This is a genomic window from Brevundimonas staleyi, from assembly GCF_041893865.1.
Classification (GTDB): domain Bacteria; phylum Pseudomonadota; class Alphaproteobacteria; order Caulobacterales; family Caulobacteraceae; genus Brevundimonas; species Brevundimonas staleyi.
The window spans coordinates 1,381,231-1,394,562 of sequence record NZ_CP169082.1; the positions used below are offsets into that span (position 1 = coordinate 1,381,231).

Genomic DNA, 13,332 nt, shown 5'->3' on the forward strand with positions numbered 1-13,332 from the left:
ATTAGCGGCTTGTCGGTCACGAGCGCAACCTTACAGGCGCAGGGAGAGCGACAGACCGAAGTTGCGGCCCGGCTGGGTGTAGGCGTCCACGACCGGCGACGACGCGGCCACGCCCCGGATGTCGCTCCACCAGCCGTACTTCTCGTCGGTCAGGTTGAAGGCGCCGACGCGGGCGGTGACGGTGTCGGTCACGTTCCAGTAGGCGGTGACGTCGATCAGGGCGAACTCCTTGCCGGTCAGGCACCCGACCGACGGGGCCTGGTTGAAGCAACCCAGGCCGTTGGTGTCGCGGTTGTCCTTCTGGGCCGACCAGGTGACCACGCCCTCGAAGCCGAAGCGGCCGCCGGCCTCGTTCCAGCCCATGCCGAGGACCAGCTTCAGCGGGTCGATGGTGGTCAGCTTGGCCTTGGTGGTTCCGGTCGTCTGGTCGCCGTCGGCATAGGCGGCCGCGGCGCGCATGAAGACGCCGTTGTCCCAGTAGAGGTTAGCGCGGGCCTCGATGCCCTCGACCTCGACCGAGGCGAAGTTGACGAACTGGTAGATGGCCGGGTTGGCCGGGGTGAAGGCGCCGCCGACCTGCTGCTGCGAGATGAAGTCGTCATAGTCGGACTGGAAGACCACGACCTGGGCGTCCAGCACGCCGTTCAGGGCATTGGCGCGGGTCAGGCGGGCGCCCAGCTCGATCGACTGGCTGGTTTCCGGCGACAGGTTCGGGTTGGAGACCGAGGTGTAGCCCTGGGCCGGGTTGGAGAAGCCGTTGTTCACCTGCGACGGGGTCGGGGCCTTGAAGCCCTCGGCGTAGTTGGCGAACAGCTGGAACTGCGAGGTCGCCTGCCAGACGACGCCCAGCTTCGGCGAGAAGCGCTCGTCGCTCTGGTCGGCGCGGGCGCCGACGTACAGCGGGTCGCTCTTGGTCGACAGTTCGTAGGAATCGAAGCGGATCGCCGGGATGATGCGCAGCGCGCCGCCCGCCAGCACGATCTCGTCCTGGATGAAGGCGCCGGCCAGGGTGTAGTCGGTCTTGGGGAAGGGGCTGGTCGGGAAGACTTCGCCGGCCGGCGGCACGGTGCCGTCGCGGATGCCTTCCTGGGTCGTCTGCGACCAGTCGCCGCCGAAGGTCAGGCGGTTCTCGACGCCCGAGCCCTCGCCGAAGGTCTTGCGGGCGAAGGCCGAGACGCCGAACACCTCGTTGTTGAACTGGTTGTCACGGATGCGGTCCGTGCCGACGCGGTCCTCGAACGTATACTGACGCGTTTCGGCCTGCTGGCCGTAGACCGAGACCTGACCCTGATCCAGGCCGAAGGTGTCGGTGAAGCGGTAGTCCAGGCCCACGCGGTGGCGCTCGGTCGTGTCGGCGGCGGTCAGGCCCAGGACGGCCGTGGCGGCGGTCGGCGGGGCGGCGACGGTGCGGGTCGTGCGGCCGCTGAGGACCACGGCGTCGGACTCCATCTGGTAGCCGTCATAGGTCAGGCGCAGCGACTGGTTCGGGGCGAAGTCCCAGATCAGCTTGGCCAGCAGGGCGTCGGAGCTGATGTCCTGCGGGTTGGCCTGGGTGCGGTTGGAATAGACGATCGAAGGCACGCCGTTGACGGTGACGGTCTCTTCGCCGGTCACCGTGCCTTGGGTCTCGGTCTCTTCGCTGTCGCGGTGGGTGTAGGCGATCAGGCCCGAGAAGGCGCCCGAGCGACCGGCGACGGCCAGGCCCTCGGTCCAGCCGGCGTCGGCGGAGTTGTAGCCCACGCGGGCGCGGGCGCCGAAGTTGCGGCCGTCGTCGAGGAAGTCGACCGGGTCCTTGGTCGTGAAGCTGACCGCGCCGGCGACGCCGTCCGAACCGTAAAGGGCCGAGGCCGGACCGCGCAGAATCTCGACCGACTTCATCAGGTCCAGATCCGAATAGCCGCCGCGGCCGACGCTCTGGGCGCCGAAGACGAAGCCGTCGGGCTGGCGCACGCCGTCCACGACCATCAGGACGCGGTCGCCGCCGAGGCCGCGGATGGTGAAGCCCTCGTTGCCCGCGCGACCGGCGGTGCCCAGAGCGGCGCCGAAGCGGGCGGGTTGCGACACGACGCTGACGCCCGGCTCGTAGCGGACCAGGTCCTTGATGTCGGTGAACAGCAGGCGCTCGATCTCTTCGTCGGTGAAGACGGTGACGGTGGCGGCGACCTGATCGACCGGGGTCTCGGTGCGGGTGGCGACCACCGACACTTCCGGCAGGCGGGTGGCCTGTTGGTCGTCATGCGAGACCTGGGCGGCGGCCGGCAGGGCGGTCAGGATGGCCGCGGCGGCGGTCGACAGGGTGAGGAAGGTGCGCATGGCGACGGCTCCGCTTGAAAATGAGGGGGTCGCCTTACTGCTAACGATCCTGCGAAGCAATCGCAATTGAGTCAGGTGGACTGAACCTTGGCCATGGGCGTCGCGTTAGGGCCACATGCCCCTGACCCTGCGAACCCTGATCCTGCCCGTCGTCCTGGCGTCCCTGGCCGCCTGTGGCGAGAGCGGGCCGGTCAATCCGCCGACCGAGCCGGCTGCGCCTATCGGCGGCGATCCCACGGCCCCGGCGGCCGCCGGCCAGACCTCGATGCTGCCGGGGCGAGGCGCGCAGAGCTTCGTCGGGCGCTGGGCGGCGAAGGTCGAGTGGTGCGCCGATCCGCGCGGCGCCGAACGGCCCATCGAGATCAGCTCGACCCGGTTCGAGGGCTATGAGAACTCCTGCGAGATCGCGGCGGTGGAGGAGGTGGCGGACGGCTATGTCACCACCCTGGCCTGCGTCTCCGAGGGGACGGCGCGGTCCGAGCGGGTGCGTTTCCAGGTCACCGGCGACACCATGCGGATGAGCTATCTGGATCGCGGCGGCGAGCCGGTCGAACTGCACAAATGCACGACCCTGGGCGACACGGCGACGAAGCCGCCCGTCGCGCCCTGACGATTGCGGCGGGGCGTCCGGGTGACTAGCTGCGGACCATGTCCATTCTCGAACGGCTGGGGCTGAGCGTCCCGATCCTGCAGGCGCCGATGGCGGGGGTGTCCACGCCGCGGATGGCGGCTGCCGTGTCGAACGCCGGGGCCCTGGGCGGGATCGCCGTGGGGGCGACCGATGCGGAGGGCGCGACGGCCATGATGGCCGAGACGCGGGCCCTGACGGACCGGCCGTTCAACGTGAACCTGTTCGTCCATGCCGATCCGACGCCGGATCCGGTGGTGGAGGCGGCGTGGCTGGACGCCCTGGCACCGAGCTTCGCGGCCTATGGGGCGGAGCCGCCGAAGACGCTGCGGACGATCTACAGAAGCTTCGCCGATGACGACGCCATGCCGGCGGCCTTGCTGGCCCATCCGCCCGCTGTGGTCAGCTTCCATTTCGGCTTGCCGGACGCCGGGCGGGTCGCGGCGCTGAAACAGGCGGGGTGTGTGCTGCTGGCGACGGCGACGAGTCTGGACGAAGCACGGGCGGCCGAGGCGGCGGGGATCGACGCGGTGGTGGCGCAGGGCTGGGAGGCGGGCGGGCATCGCGGCGTGTTCGATCCAGAGGCGCCTGACGACCGGCTGGGGACCCTGGCCCTGACGCGGCTGCTGGTGGCTGATAGCGGTCTGCCGGTGATCGCGGCCGGTGGGATCATGGACGGGGCTGGCGTGCGCGCTGTGCTAGATCTCGGCGCGGTGGCGGCGCAGCTGGGCACGGCCTTCGTCGCCTGCCCGGAAAGCGCGGCGGAGGAAGCCTATCGGGCGGCGCTGGTCAGCGAAGCCGCGCGGCATACGACGATGACTCGCGCGGTGTCGGGCCGTCCGGCGCGGTGTCTGGCCAACCGGTTCACGGCTCTGGGCGAGCGCCTGAGCGCGGCCGTGCCCGCCTATCCGATCGCCTATGACGCCGGGAAGGCGCTGAACGCGGCGGCCAGGGCCAGGGGCGAGGGCGGCTACGGCGCGCAATGGGCCGGGCAGGGCGCGCCCCTGGCCCGCGGCCTGCCGGCGGCCGAACTGATCGCGGCGCTGAAGGCCGAGATGGGCTGAGGCGTCAGCGCTTCTTCAGGGCCTGATGATCGACCGGACAGACGCGGCGGGAGCCGGTCTGGCGGAACTCCGACAGGCGCAGCTTGGATTCGTGATCGGCCGGACCCGGTTTGCCGTCGGGATGCAGGCCCCGATAGTAGAGCTTCTGCCACTGGTCGGCGGGGGCGGAGGGTTTGGTCTTCCTGACCCACTCCTGGAATTCGCGGCGGGTCCTGGCCCAGGCGTCGAAGGTTTCCAGCAACTCAGGCTGATCCTCCATCGGCCGCAGTTCGGGCTTGAGCCCGTCCACCACGCCGCGCGGCGTCGGGAAGAAGTGGCAGAAGGGCTCGTTCTCCTCGAACCGGATCCAGACGTCCGGCCGGGTGAAACGCCAGTTCATGGTGAAGGTATAGGGCGACCAGTCGGTCTCGACGACGCCGCCCAGAGGCGCGATCCCGTCCTTGATGCCGTTCGGCGGTCCGCCGACCCACAGGTTCCAGCCCTCCGACGTTCGCATGATGCCGTCGACGTGGAAGGTGATGGTGCCGCTGCCGAACAGGGAGTGGGGGGCCGATTTCTTGTCGGCGCCCTCGTCCAGCACGATCTTGACGGAGGAGGCCTCGACGCCGCCGTCCCACATGGCGGAAAATCCGCAGGGGCTCAGCACCTCCCAGCCGTGCGAGTTGGCGATGGCCAGGGGCAGGCAGCGGTAGGCGAAACTCTCCGGCGTCTCGTTCATCCAGCCGCGTCGCGCGGACGCCGGGGCGATGCGCGGGGTCCAGCCGTTCCGCACATAGCAGACCAGTTCGGTGTCGGCGGCGCGGGGCGCCGGAGCGGACCTGGGGCGGGCGGGGGCGGAGCCTTTGAGCTTCTTCATAGCCCGCCACCCTCGCACGCCAATGACGCGGGCTTGTGACAGGCCGGGGCGCCAGCTCAGATTCGGCATGCTGTGGCCGACGCCGGCCGCCTGACGGCGGCTGGAGGCGTCAGTTGAACAGGAAGTTCATCACGTCGCCGTCCTTGACGACATAGGCCTTGCCCTCGGCGCGCAGCTTGCCGGCCTCGCGGGCCTTGGCCTCGCCCTTGAAGGCGACATAGTCCTCGTAGGCGATGGTCTCGGCGCGGATGAAGCCCTTCTCGAAGTCGGTGTGGATGACGCCGGCCGCCTGGGGCGCCGTGTCGCCGATGTGGATGGTCCAGGCGCGGGCCTCCTTCGGACCGACCGTGAAGTAGGACTGCAGACCCAGCAGGGCATAGGCCTCGCGGATCAGGCGGTTCAGGCCGGGCTCTTCGAGACCGAGGCCTTCCAGGAACTCGGCCTGTTCGGCGGCGTCGAGAACGGCCAGCTCGGAATCGATCTTGGCCGAGATGACCACGGCCTTGGCGTTGTCGGCGGCGGCGCGCTTGGCGACCAGATCCGACAGCTCATTGCCCTTGTCGGCCGAGCCTTCGTCGACGTTGGAGACGTAGAGGGCGGGCAGCGACGTCAGGAGCTGGAGCATGGCCCAGCCCTTCTGGTCTTCCTTGGAGATTTCGGCGGTGCGGGCGGGCTTGCCGGCGCGCAACTTCTCGAGCGCGACGTTGATCAGGCGGAGCGTCACCTGCATGTCCTTGTCGCCGGTCTTGGCGCGTTTCTCGACGTTGGCGTAGCGCTTCTCGAGGCTTTCCAGGTCGGCCAGCATCAGTTCGGTCTCGATGATCTCCAGGTCCGAGATCGGGTCGATGCGGTTCTCGACATGGGTGATGTCGTCGTCGACGAAGCAGCGGGCCACGAAGGCCACGGCGTCGCAGTCGCGGATGTTGGCCAGGAACTGGTTGCCCAGACCTTCGCCCTTCGACGCGCCGCGCACCAGGCCGGCGATGTCCACGAAGGTGATGCGCGAGGGGATGATCTCCTTGGAGCCGGCGATCTCGGCCAGGACGTCCAGACGCGACTCAGGCACCGCCACGTCGCCGGTGTTCGGCTCGATGGTGCAGAACGGGTAGTTGGCGGCCTGGGCCGCCGCCGTCTTGGTCAGGGCGTTGAACAGGGTGGACTTGCCGACGTTGGGCAGGCCGACGATCGCGACTTTAAGGGCCATGGGTCTCGGGAGCTTTCGATGAGCGCGAGCCTTTAGCGGGTTCGGACCCGTTTGTCAGGCTCGCGCTGCTAGGGGCGTCAGGCGGGAGGCTGGCCCACGGTCGCGGTGATCTCGACCGGCGCGGCGTTGGCGAAGGTCAGGGTCAGGGGCACGGTGTCGCCGGCGCGCAGCGGCTCGGTCACGCCCATCAGCATGATGTGGTTGCCGCCCGGCGCGAGCGCCACGGCTTCACCGGCCGGGAGGGGCAGGCCCTGCTCCAGCTCGCGCATCATCATCATATTGCTCTCCATCCGCATCTCGTGGACCTGGGCCAGGGCGGCGACGGGGGAGGCGACCGACACCAGGGTATCGGCCTGGGGCGCGGTCAGGGTCAGGTAGCAGCCGGTCATCTGGCGGCCGTTCGGCGTCGGGCGGCAGATGGCGTCGGCGACGGCGACGGGCCCGGCGCCGGCCGTTCCGGACGAACCGGACTGGCCGCAGGCGGAAAGGGCGAGCGCCGACAGGGCGGCGGCGAAGGCGAGGGAGCGGGTCAAGACGTCTGTCCTTTGGGTTCACGGTGCGACAGCAGGGCGACCGCGCGATCCAGAAGGACGGCGACGATCAGGCTGAGGCCCGTCAGGGGATACAGGATTGCGAGGGGCAGGACGATGGCCAGAACGGCGGTCTTCGCACGTGGGCCGGGCGGGGCGACGGGGGCGGCGAGGCGGCCCTTCGGACGACGCTTCCACCACATGACGACGGCGCTGATCCCCAGAAGCCAGATGCCGATGCAGCCGCCCAGCATCAGGTAGCGGCTGACCCAGCCGAACTGGGTCCCTTGGTGGACGGCGATGCCCCATTCGATGGCCTGGGCCGCCGGGCCGAAGCGGGCGTAGCCGATGTCGTCGGCGACCGCGCCGGTGACGCCGTCGACGTAGAGGGAGCGGGTGTCTTCGACCTTCTGCACCTGACGGGTGGCGGTGAAGGCGACGGTCGGGTCAGTCGGGATGGAGACCTGATAGGGTTTGGCCAGACCCTCCCGCTCCGCCGTGGCGATGACGGTCGAGAGGCGGGGCGCGGGCATGGCGTGATCGCCGTGCATGGCGTGCATTTCCATGCCTTCCAGCGTCCAGCCGACGCCGGCGGGGGCATGGCCCTCGGCGGCATGGGACCAGGCGCTGGCGACCGGGGCGGGCGGACGGCCCCAACTGTGGTCGCGGATGACGCCGCCGACCCGTTCGCCCCAGACGGCGGACCAGGGCATGCCGGTGACCGCAAGGAACAGGACCACGCCCCCGGCATAGAGGCCGGTCACGGCGTGGAGGTCGCGCCAGAAGGGACGACGTGCGGGCTCGGCGGCCTTGATCGAGACGACGCCGACGGCGCGACCGCGCGGCCACCACAGGAAGACGCCGGTGGCGACCAGGATGATGGTCCAGCCCGCCACGATCTCGACCAGCACATTGGCCCAGGTCCCCACGAGGGCGAGGCTGTGCAGGTGTTTGACCGTCTCCATGACCCCGCCGAAGGGGGTGACGCCGGTGACGCGGGCGTCGGCCGGATCGACGAAGACGGTGCGTTTCGAGCCGTCTTCAATCGTGACGCCGAAGCGGACGGCGCGGTCGTCACGGTTGGGGATCAGGACGTTGGTCGCCGTGCCGCCCGTGGCCTGTTCGGCGGCCGTGCGCCACTGGTCCGGCGAGGCGGGGCTGGCGGCGGGCGTGACCTGGGCCATCTGGCGATAGACGGCGTCGTCGATCTCGTCCCTGAACAGGTAGAGGCCGCCGGTCAGGGCCATCAGCATCAGGATCGGCAGGACCAGCAGCCCCGCATAGAAATGCCAGCGCCAGACGGTGCGGTAGGCGTCCGAGAGCAGGCCGGGTGTCTTGATCGCGCCGGCCATCAGTAGCGCCATTCCAGACCGACGTAGACCGAGCGCGGATCGCCGGGGAAATAGTAGGCCCCGTCGGCGCCCCGCACATTGGCCTGAACCGCCGTACCGGCGATGTATTCCCGGTCGAACAGGTTGCGGACGTCGGCGGACCAGCGGACGCGGGGGGTGACGTCGCCGCCGAGCCGCAGGTGGGCCAGGGCGAAGCCTGAGGACTTCACCGTATTGGCGTGGTCGATCCAGACGTCCGACTGCCATTCGACCGAGGGCGCAACCGACAGCCAGGGGGCGATGCGCCACTCGACCTCGGCATGCAGAAGGTGCTCGGGGAGGCCGGCGATGCGGCGGTCGCCGTACTGGGCGTCGCCGTCGAAGCGGAAGTCGTTCAGCACGTATGCGCCGCGCAGGCTGACGGTCTCGGTCAACGGCAGGCGGGCGCCCAGTTCCACCCCCTGATGGATCGTGCGGTCGGCGTTGGCGGTGCCGATGGAGGTTCCGGTCGCGTCGGTCAGGGCCAGAAGCTCTCTGTCGATCCAGGCGCGGTAGGCGGTCGCCTCGAGCTGGACAGGACCGGCCTGACGCCGCCAGCCGAGCTCAAGCGTCGTAGCCTCCTGGGCGTCGGGCAGGGGCAGGAGCGGACGCACCGGCGCCTCGCCGAAGGGGGCGGGTTCGAAGCTGCGGCTGACGTTGGCGAAGACCTGATCGGCCGAGGTGGCCTGCCAGAGGAGGCCCAGCTTGGGGCTGAAGGCCTCGAAGGTCTCGTCATAGCTGCCGGAGGGGGTGGTGCGGTTGTCCAGCTTGCGGGTGGCGCGGGTGGCCTGGGCGCCCAGCTGGACGGTCAGGTCGGTGGTCAGGCCGTGCGAGTATTCGGCGTAGACGGTCTGGAGGTCCGCCTCGACGTCGTTCAGGCCGGTGCGGACGCCGGGGCTGCCGTTGGGGTTGGTGAAGCGGTTCTCCGTGCCCTCGTAGCGGGCGGTCGAGGCGCCGACGACCAGGCGGCGGGTCAGGCCGCCGGACCCGAGGTCGAACACGCCCCGGACGTCGAGGCCCAGGTCCTGGGATTGTTGATCCAGGATGCCGAAGGTCATGGGATGGAAGCGGTCGCGGTCGGAGACGTAGGCCGAGGCGGTGATGCTGCGGCCTTCGGACGGGGCCCAGGTCAGACGGGCGGCGGCGCGGGTCAGGACGTAGTTGTTGCCGGCGTTCAGGCGGTCGCTGTTGGGGGCGGCCTGTCGGCGGTCGGCGTCGAGGGCGGCGCGGGAAATGCTGCCGGGCAGTTCCAGTTCGCTGTCGACGCGCGTCAGCAACAACCGGCCCTCCAGCGTGTCGTTGAATCGGCGGCCGAGGTTGGCGGTGATGCGCGTGGCCTCGGTCGCCGAATGGTCGCGCCAGCCGTCCTGTTCGCTGCGGGTGACGCTGAGGAGGCCGTCGGTCGTGGCGTCGGCGGCGCCGACCATCAGGTGGGCGCGCTGCTGGCCGAACGATCCGACGTCGAACCGCAAACGGGCCAGGTCCGCCGTGCGGCCGGTCGGTGTGACGAAGTTGATGGCGCCGCCGAGCGTGCTGGAGCCGTATTCCAGGGCGTTGGCGCCGCGCCAGACCTCGATGTGCTGGATCGCCAGGGGATCGATGGACTGATAGTCGCCGCCGCCGTCGGCCAGGTTCATGGGCACGCCGTCCTGATAGAGCTGGACGCCGCGCATCAGGAAGCCGCGCTGGATGCCGGAGCCCCGGATGGAGAACCGGACCTCCTCGCCGTGACGGGTCTGGGCGACGACGCCGGGGGCGTAGGTCAGGATGTCGCCGAGGGTGGTGGCGCGACCCCGGTCGAACTCGGAGGCGGCGATGACGTCGACCGCCCCGGCGCGCTGGTTCAGGCGGACGGTGGCCTCCTCGACGGCGATCTGGCGCGCCGTGGGGCGGCCGACGATCTCGACGGAGGGCAGGGTGGTGGCGGCGTCGTGCGACTGGGCGAAGGCGGGGGCGCTCGCGGCGGCGAGCAGCAGCGCCAAAGGCGCCGCGGTGGTCTTCAACAACATGGGATTTCCTGAATCAGGGACAGGCGAACGCGGCCCCGGTCAGGGGCGCGTGGCTTCAAGGTCGATCTGGTTCAGGCGTGGGGAGGGGCGGTCGAGGGCGGACGCGGGGGGCCGCGCGCGGGCGGCGGGGCGGCCTCGTGTTGGGCGACGAAGACGGTGGCCGGGTGGACGCTGGCGCCCTTGGCCGGGGTGAGACGCGGCGGTTCGGGCAGGGCGGCGGCGAAGGCGAGGACGCATGCGGCGCATTTGGCCCCGGCCATGCCCTTGCCGGCGTCCGGACCGTCCACGCCGATGGAAATGGTCTGGGGCCCCTCGGTCGAGCAGATGACCATGGGGTGGCCCGGCGTCGAGGCCGCGAGCGCCGCGAACGGCAGCAGGCTGCCGAACACGATGGCGAACGTCGCGGCGAGGAAGGCCAGCGAACGCGCGGTCGACCAGGATTCGGCCTGAGGACGGGTCACGGGGCGGCTCTATCCCAGACCTGCACGGTTGAGAAGCGCGGCAAAGTCTCCTCCCCGCTCGCCGCTTGGCGAATGGGGAGGTGGATCCGGAGCGTAGCGGAGGAGGCGGAGGGGCTCTTTTCTGCGTGCACGAAGAACCCCTCTGTCAGCTCGCGACGGGCTCGCCGCCACCTCCCCATCCTTCGGACGGGGAGGAGAAGTCCTATTCGCCCTTCGCCGCCTGGGCGGCCTGACGCGGGCTGAACTTCGGCGCGGGGGCCAGGCGCATGACCTCGCCCTGGTAACGCTCGTCGTCGCCTTTGACCGCAAACGGAAGCGCGTCGGCGCAGGCGTTCAGCATGGCGTCCAGCCAGGGCTGTTCGGCCTTGTGGAAGTCGCCGAGCACGTGGGGCATGACCAGTTGCGGCTCGCCGGGGTGGCCGATGCCCATGCGGGCGCGGCGGAAGTCGGCGCCCAGCTGGCTGATCAGGCTGCGCACCCCGTTCTGGCCGGCCGCCCCGCCGCCGGTCTTCATGCGGAAGCGACCGGGAGCCAGGTCGATCTCGTCGTGGAAGATGATGATGTCCTTCGGCGGGATCTTGTAGAAGCGCGCCGCCTCTCCGACCGCGTTGCCGGAGTTGTTCATGAAGGTCTGGGGCTTCATCAGGAGGATCTTCCGACCCTCGACCTCGCCCTCGCAGATCACCGACTGGAATTTGGCCCGGTCGGAGCCGAAGCGCCAGCGACGCGCGATCTCGTCCACGGCCATGAAGCCGATGTTGTGGCGGTTCTTCTCGTATTTGGGGCCCGGGTTGCCGAGGCCGGCGATGATCAGCATGGCGCTATCCGCAAATGAAAACGGCCCCGTCCGTCGCCGGAGGGGCCGTTTCCGAAGGAGTATACCGAAGGCTTAGCCTTCCGACGTCTCGCCGTCTTCCGAAGCGGCTTCGTCGTCGCCCTGTTCGGTGGCGGGAACTTCGTCGGCGGAGGCTTCCTCGGCAGCGGCCTGTTCCTCGGCGATCGCTTCTTCGATCTCGTCAGCGGCCTTGGCGGCCGAAGAGGTCTTGATCGAGGCGATCACGAAGTCGCGGTCGGTGATGGTGGCGTCGACGTCCGAGGGGACCTTGACGTCCGACCAGCGGATGATGTCGCCCAGCTTGTGGCCGGCCAGGTCGACGATCAGGTCTTCCGGGATGTGGTTGGCGGGGACCATGATCTCGACCGAGTGACGGACGATCTCGAGCGAACCGCCCTGACGGAAGGCCTTGCACTGGTCTTCGTTGATGAAGTGGATCGGCACTTCGATCTTGATGGTGGCGTTCTCGTCGACGCGCATCAGGTCGAAGTGCAGCGGACGGTCCGAAACCGGGCCGAACTGGACGTCCTTGGCGATGACCGGCTGGGTCTCGTCGCCGTACTTCAGCGTCACCAGGTGGCCCAGGAGCTTGCCGGTGTACAGCTTCATCCGGAATTCCTTCTCGTTGACCGAGATGGCAACCGGGGCCTTGTCGCCGCCGTACAGGATGCCCGGGACAGCGCCCGAGCGACGGGCTTCGCGCGCGCCGCCGGTGCCGGTGTTCTCGCGGACGTCCACGTTCAGAATGATCTCGGCCATCTGGCTCGCCTCAACAACAAAAACGCCTGCGCAGACTTCTCTGCCCGCGCGGCGGGGTCATGGACCCTCGAATTCAAGAGCGCGGGTCATTACACGCAAGCGACCGCATGCGCAACGCCCTTGGAGTCGAGTTTTAACGCCTGGTGCTAGTTGGCCGTGGGCGTCGGCGCGGACAGGGAGGCGGTGGTCGCCTCCACCGCCACAGGCGTGACCTCGGCCGTGGCCGTCACGGGCGCGACCGGCGCCGGCGTCATGGCCTGGGTGGTGCAGGTCGCCAGGTCGCGCACGATGTGGCGGCCCAGGCAGAACATGTCCTCATAGCTGGGGCGCGCGGCCGCCAGACACTGGAACAGGTTCAGCTTGGACATATCCAGGCAGAACTGGGCGTTGGTCTCGATCGACAGGGCCTCGGTGTTGGCGCGTGCGTCGTCGCCGGCCGCCCCCATGGCCGCCAGGGCCGCGATGGCCAGGGCGTTGACCACGGCGGGGGTATAGGGCGGCCCGTTGTGGGCCGGGGCCAGGTTCAGGCCGGAGCCCGAGTTGCCGGCGGCGAACAGGCGGGCCGATTCCTCGGCCGAGGGCAGCATCTGGCCGGCCGAAATGGTCTTGATCGATTCGAGGCGAACCTCGCGGCTGGTGATCGGGGCGGTGGCCCAGCGACGGCGCGGGTCGCGGCGCTCCTGGATGGTGTAGGCGTCCGCCTCCACCCCGTCGGCGATCAGGGTGATGGCGGCGATGTCCTGGTTCAGGGTCGAGACGATCAGGCCGGCGGCGGCGTCGGCGCCCGGCAGGCCGGCGGCATAGGCCGGATCGCGGATGATGTTGGCGACCACGTCGGCGCGCTGCACCGGATCGTTGGCGAAGGAGCGGACGCCCGCCACGAACTCCGGCGACTGCAGCGCCAGGATGGAGGCGTAGGCGATCATGCCGCGCGACAGGGTGGCCGGATCATAGGCCGCGCCCTTGCGCATGGCGGCCTGGATCGATTCGGCGTCCTGGAAGCCGCCGGCCTGGATGGTGCCGACGTCGCGGATGAAGGTGACGTAGATCGAGGCAGCCTGGGCCACGCCCTCGTTCAGGGTGACCGGCGGGGGCGGCGGAGGCGGCGGGGGTGGGGGAACGGGCTCCGGCTCAGGGGTCGAACACGAGGCCAGGATGGCCGCGGCGGCAGCGGCTGCGATCGCGAGACCGCGACGCGGAAGGGCCAGGCGCATGGTGATTTTTCCCCACAAGGATACAGCGGCGCTCTCCGGCGCCGTGGTCATGAAGGCCTATAAGCCTTCCTCATGGTTTTCCGATCGTT

At 69.7% G+C, this 13,332-nt stretch carries 11 protein-coding genes and 1 pseudogene; 2 read left to right on the top strand and 10 right to left on the bottom strand.

From position 1 onward, the window contains the following. Positions 1 to 30: 30 nt before the first annotated feature. A complete protein-coding gene (locus tag ACETK8_RS06935; protein ID WP_374038776.1) occupies positions 31 to 2,313 on the bottom strand; it encodes a TonB-dependent hemoglobin/transferrin/lactoferrin family receptor in 2,283 nt (760 codons plus the stop codon). Between the two features lie 115 nt (positions 2,314 to 2,428). Here ACETK8_RS06935 and ACETK8_RS06940 point away from each other — a divergent pair, with 115 nt between their 5' ends. Further along, on the top strand, positions 2,429 to 2,923 hold the full coding sequence (locus tag ACETK8_RS06940) for a hypothetical protein (RefSeq protein WP_374038777.1): 495 nt from the start codon (positions 2,429 to 2,431) through the stop codon (positions 2,921 to 2,923). 38 nt (positions 2,924 to 2,961) lie between these two features. Beyond that, entirely contained in the window at positions 2,962 to 4,005 is a 1,044-nt protein-coding gene (locus ACETK8_RS06945) for an NAD(P)H-dependent flavin oxidoreductase (RefSeq protein WP_374038778.1), read from the top strand. Between the two features lie 4 nt (positions 4,006 to 4,009). On the opposite strand, the gene ACETK8_RS06950 is transcribed toward ACETK8_RS06945, so the two are convergent. The 9 genes and pseudogenes from ACETK8_RS06950 to ACETK8_RS06990 all read right to left on the bottom strand — a co-directional run bounded on the left by ACETK8_RS06950 (position 4,010) and on the right by ACETK8_RS06990 (position 13,243). After that, entirely contained in the window at positions 4,010 to 4,861 is an 852-nt protein-coding gene (locus ACETK8_RS06950; protein WP_374038779.1) for a DUF6065 family protein, read from the bottom strand. A gap of 109 nt (positions 4,862 to 4,970) precedes the next feature. Continuing rightward, positions 4,971 to 6,065, bottom strand: a complete 1,095-nt coding sequence (gene ychF, locus ACETK8_RS06955) for a redox-regulated ATPase YchF (protein ID WP_374038780.1) — start codon at positions 6,063 to 6,065, stop codon at positions 4,971 to 4,973. A gap of 77 nt (positions 6,066 to 6,142) precedes the next feature. After that, positions 6,143 to 6,598, bottom strand: coding sequence for a copper chaperone PCu(A)C (locus tag ACETK8_RS06960; RefSeq protein WP_374038781.1), 456 nt, complete (start codon positions 6,596 to 6,598; stop codon positions 6,143 to 6,145). Further along, positions 6,595 to 7,947 carry a PepSY-associated TM helix domain-containing protein gene (locus tag ACETK8_RS06965; RefSeq protein ID WP_374038782.1) on the bottom strand — a complete coding sequence of 451 codons (1,353 nt, stop codon included), beginning with the start codon at positions 7,945 to 7,947 and terminating at the stop codon, positions 6,595 to 6,597. Before ACETK8_RS06965 ends, ACETK8_RS06960 begins: the two co-directional genes overlap by 4 nt. Next, positions 7,947 to 9,974, bottom strand: a complete 2,028-nt coding sequence (locus tag ACETK8_RS06970) for a TonB-dependent receptor family protein (RefSeq protein ID WP_374038783.1) — start codon at positions 9,972 to 9,974, stop codon at positions 7,947 to 7,949. Before ACETK8_RS06970 ends, ACETK8_RS06965 begins: the two co-directional genes overlap by 1 nt. Positions 9,975 to 10,045: 71 nt before the next feature. Next, positions 10,046 to 10,435 carry a DUF2946 family protein gene (locus ACETK8_RS06975; protein WP_374038784.1) on the bottom strand — a complete coding sequence of 130 codons (390 nt, stop codon included), beginning with the start codon at positions 10,433 to 10,435 and terminating at the stop codon, positions 10,046 to 10,048. Positions 10,436 to 10,637: 202 nt separating this feature from the next. Next, a complete protein-coding gene (gene pth, locus ACETK8_RS06980; protein WP_374038785.1) occupies positions 10,638 to 11,252 on the bottom strand; it encodes an aminoacyl-tRNA hydrolase in 615 nt (204 codons plus the stop codon). 204 nt (positions 11,253 to 11,456) lie between these two features. Further along, positions 11,457 to 12,029, bottom strand: a pseudogene (locus ACETK8_RS06985) (50S ribosomal protein L25/general stress protein Ctc); the annotation flags it as partial. Between the two features lie 146 nt (positions 12,030 to 12,175). Further along, positions 12,176 to 13,243, bottom strand: coding sequence for a hypothetical protein (locus tag ACETK8_RS06990; protein WP_374038786.1), 1,068 nt, complete (start codon positions 13,241 to 13,243; stop codon positions 12,176 to 12,178). Between the last annotated feature and the right edge of the window lie 89 nt (positions 13,244 to 13,332).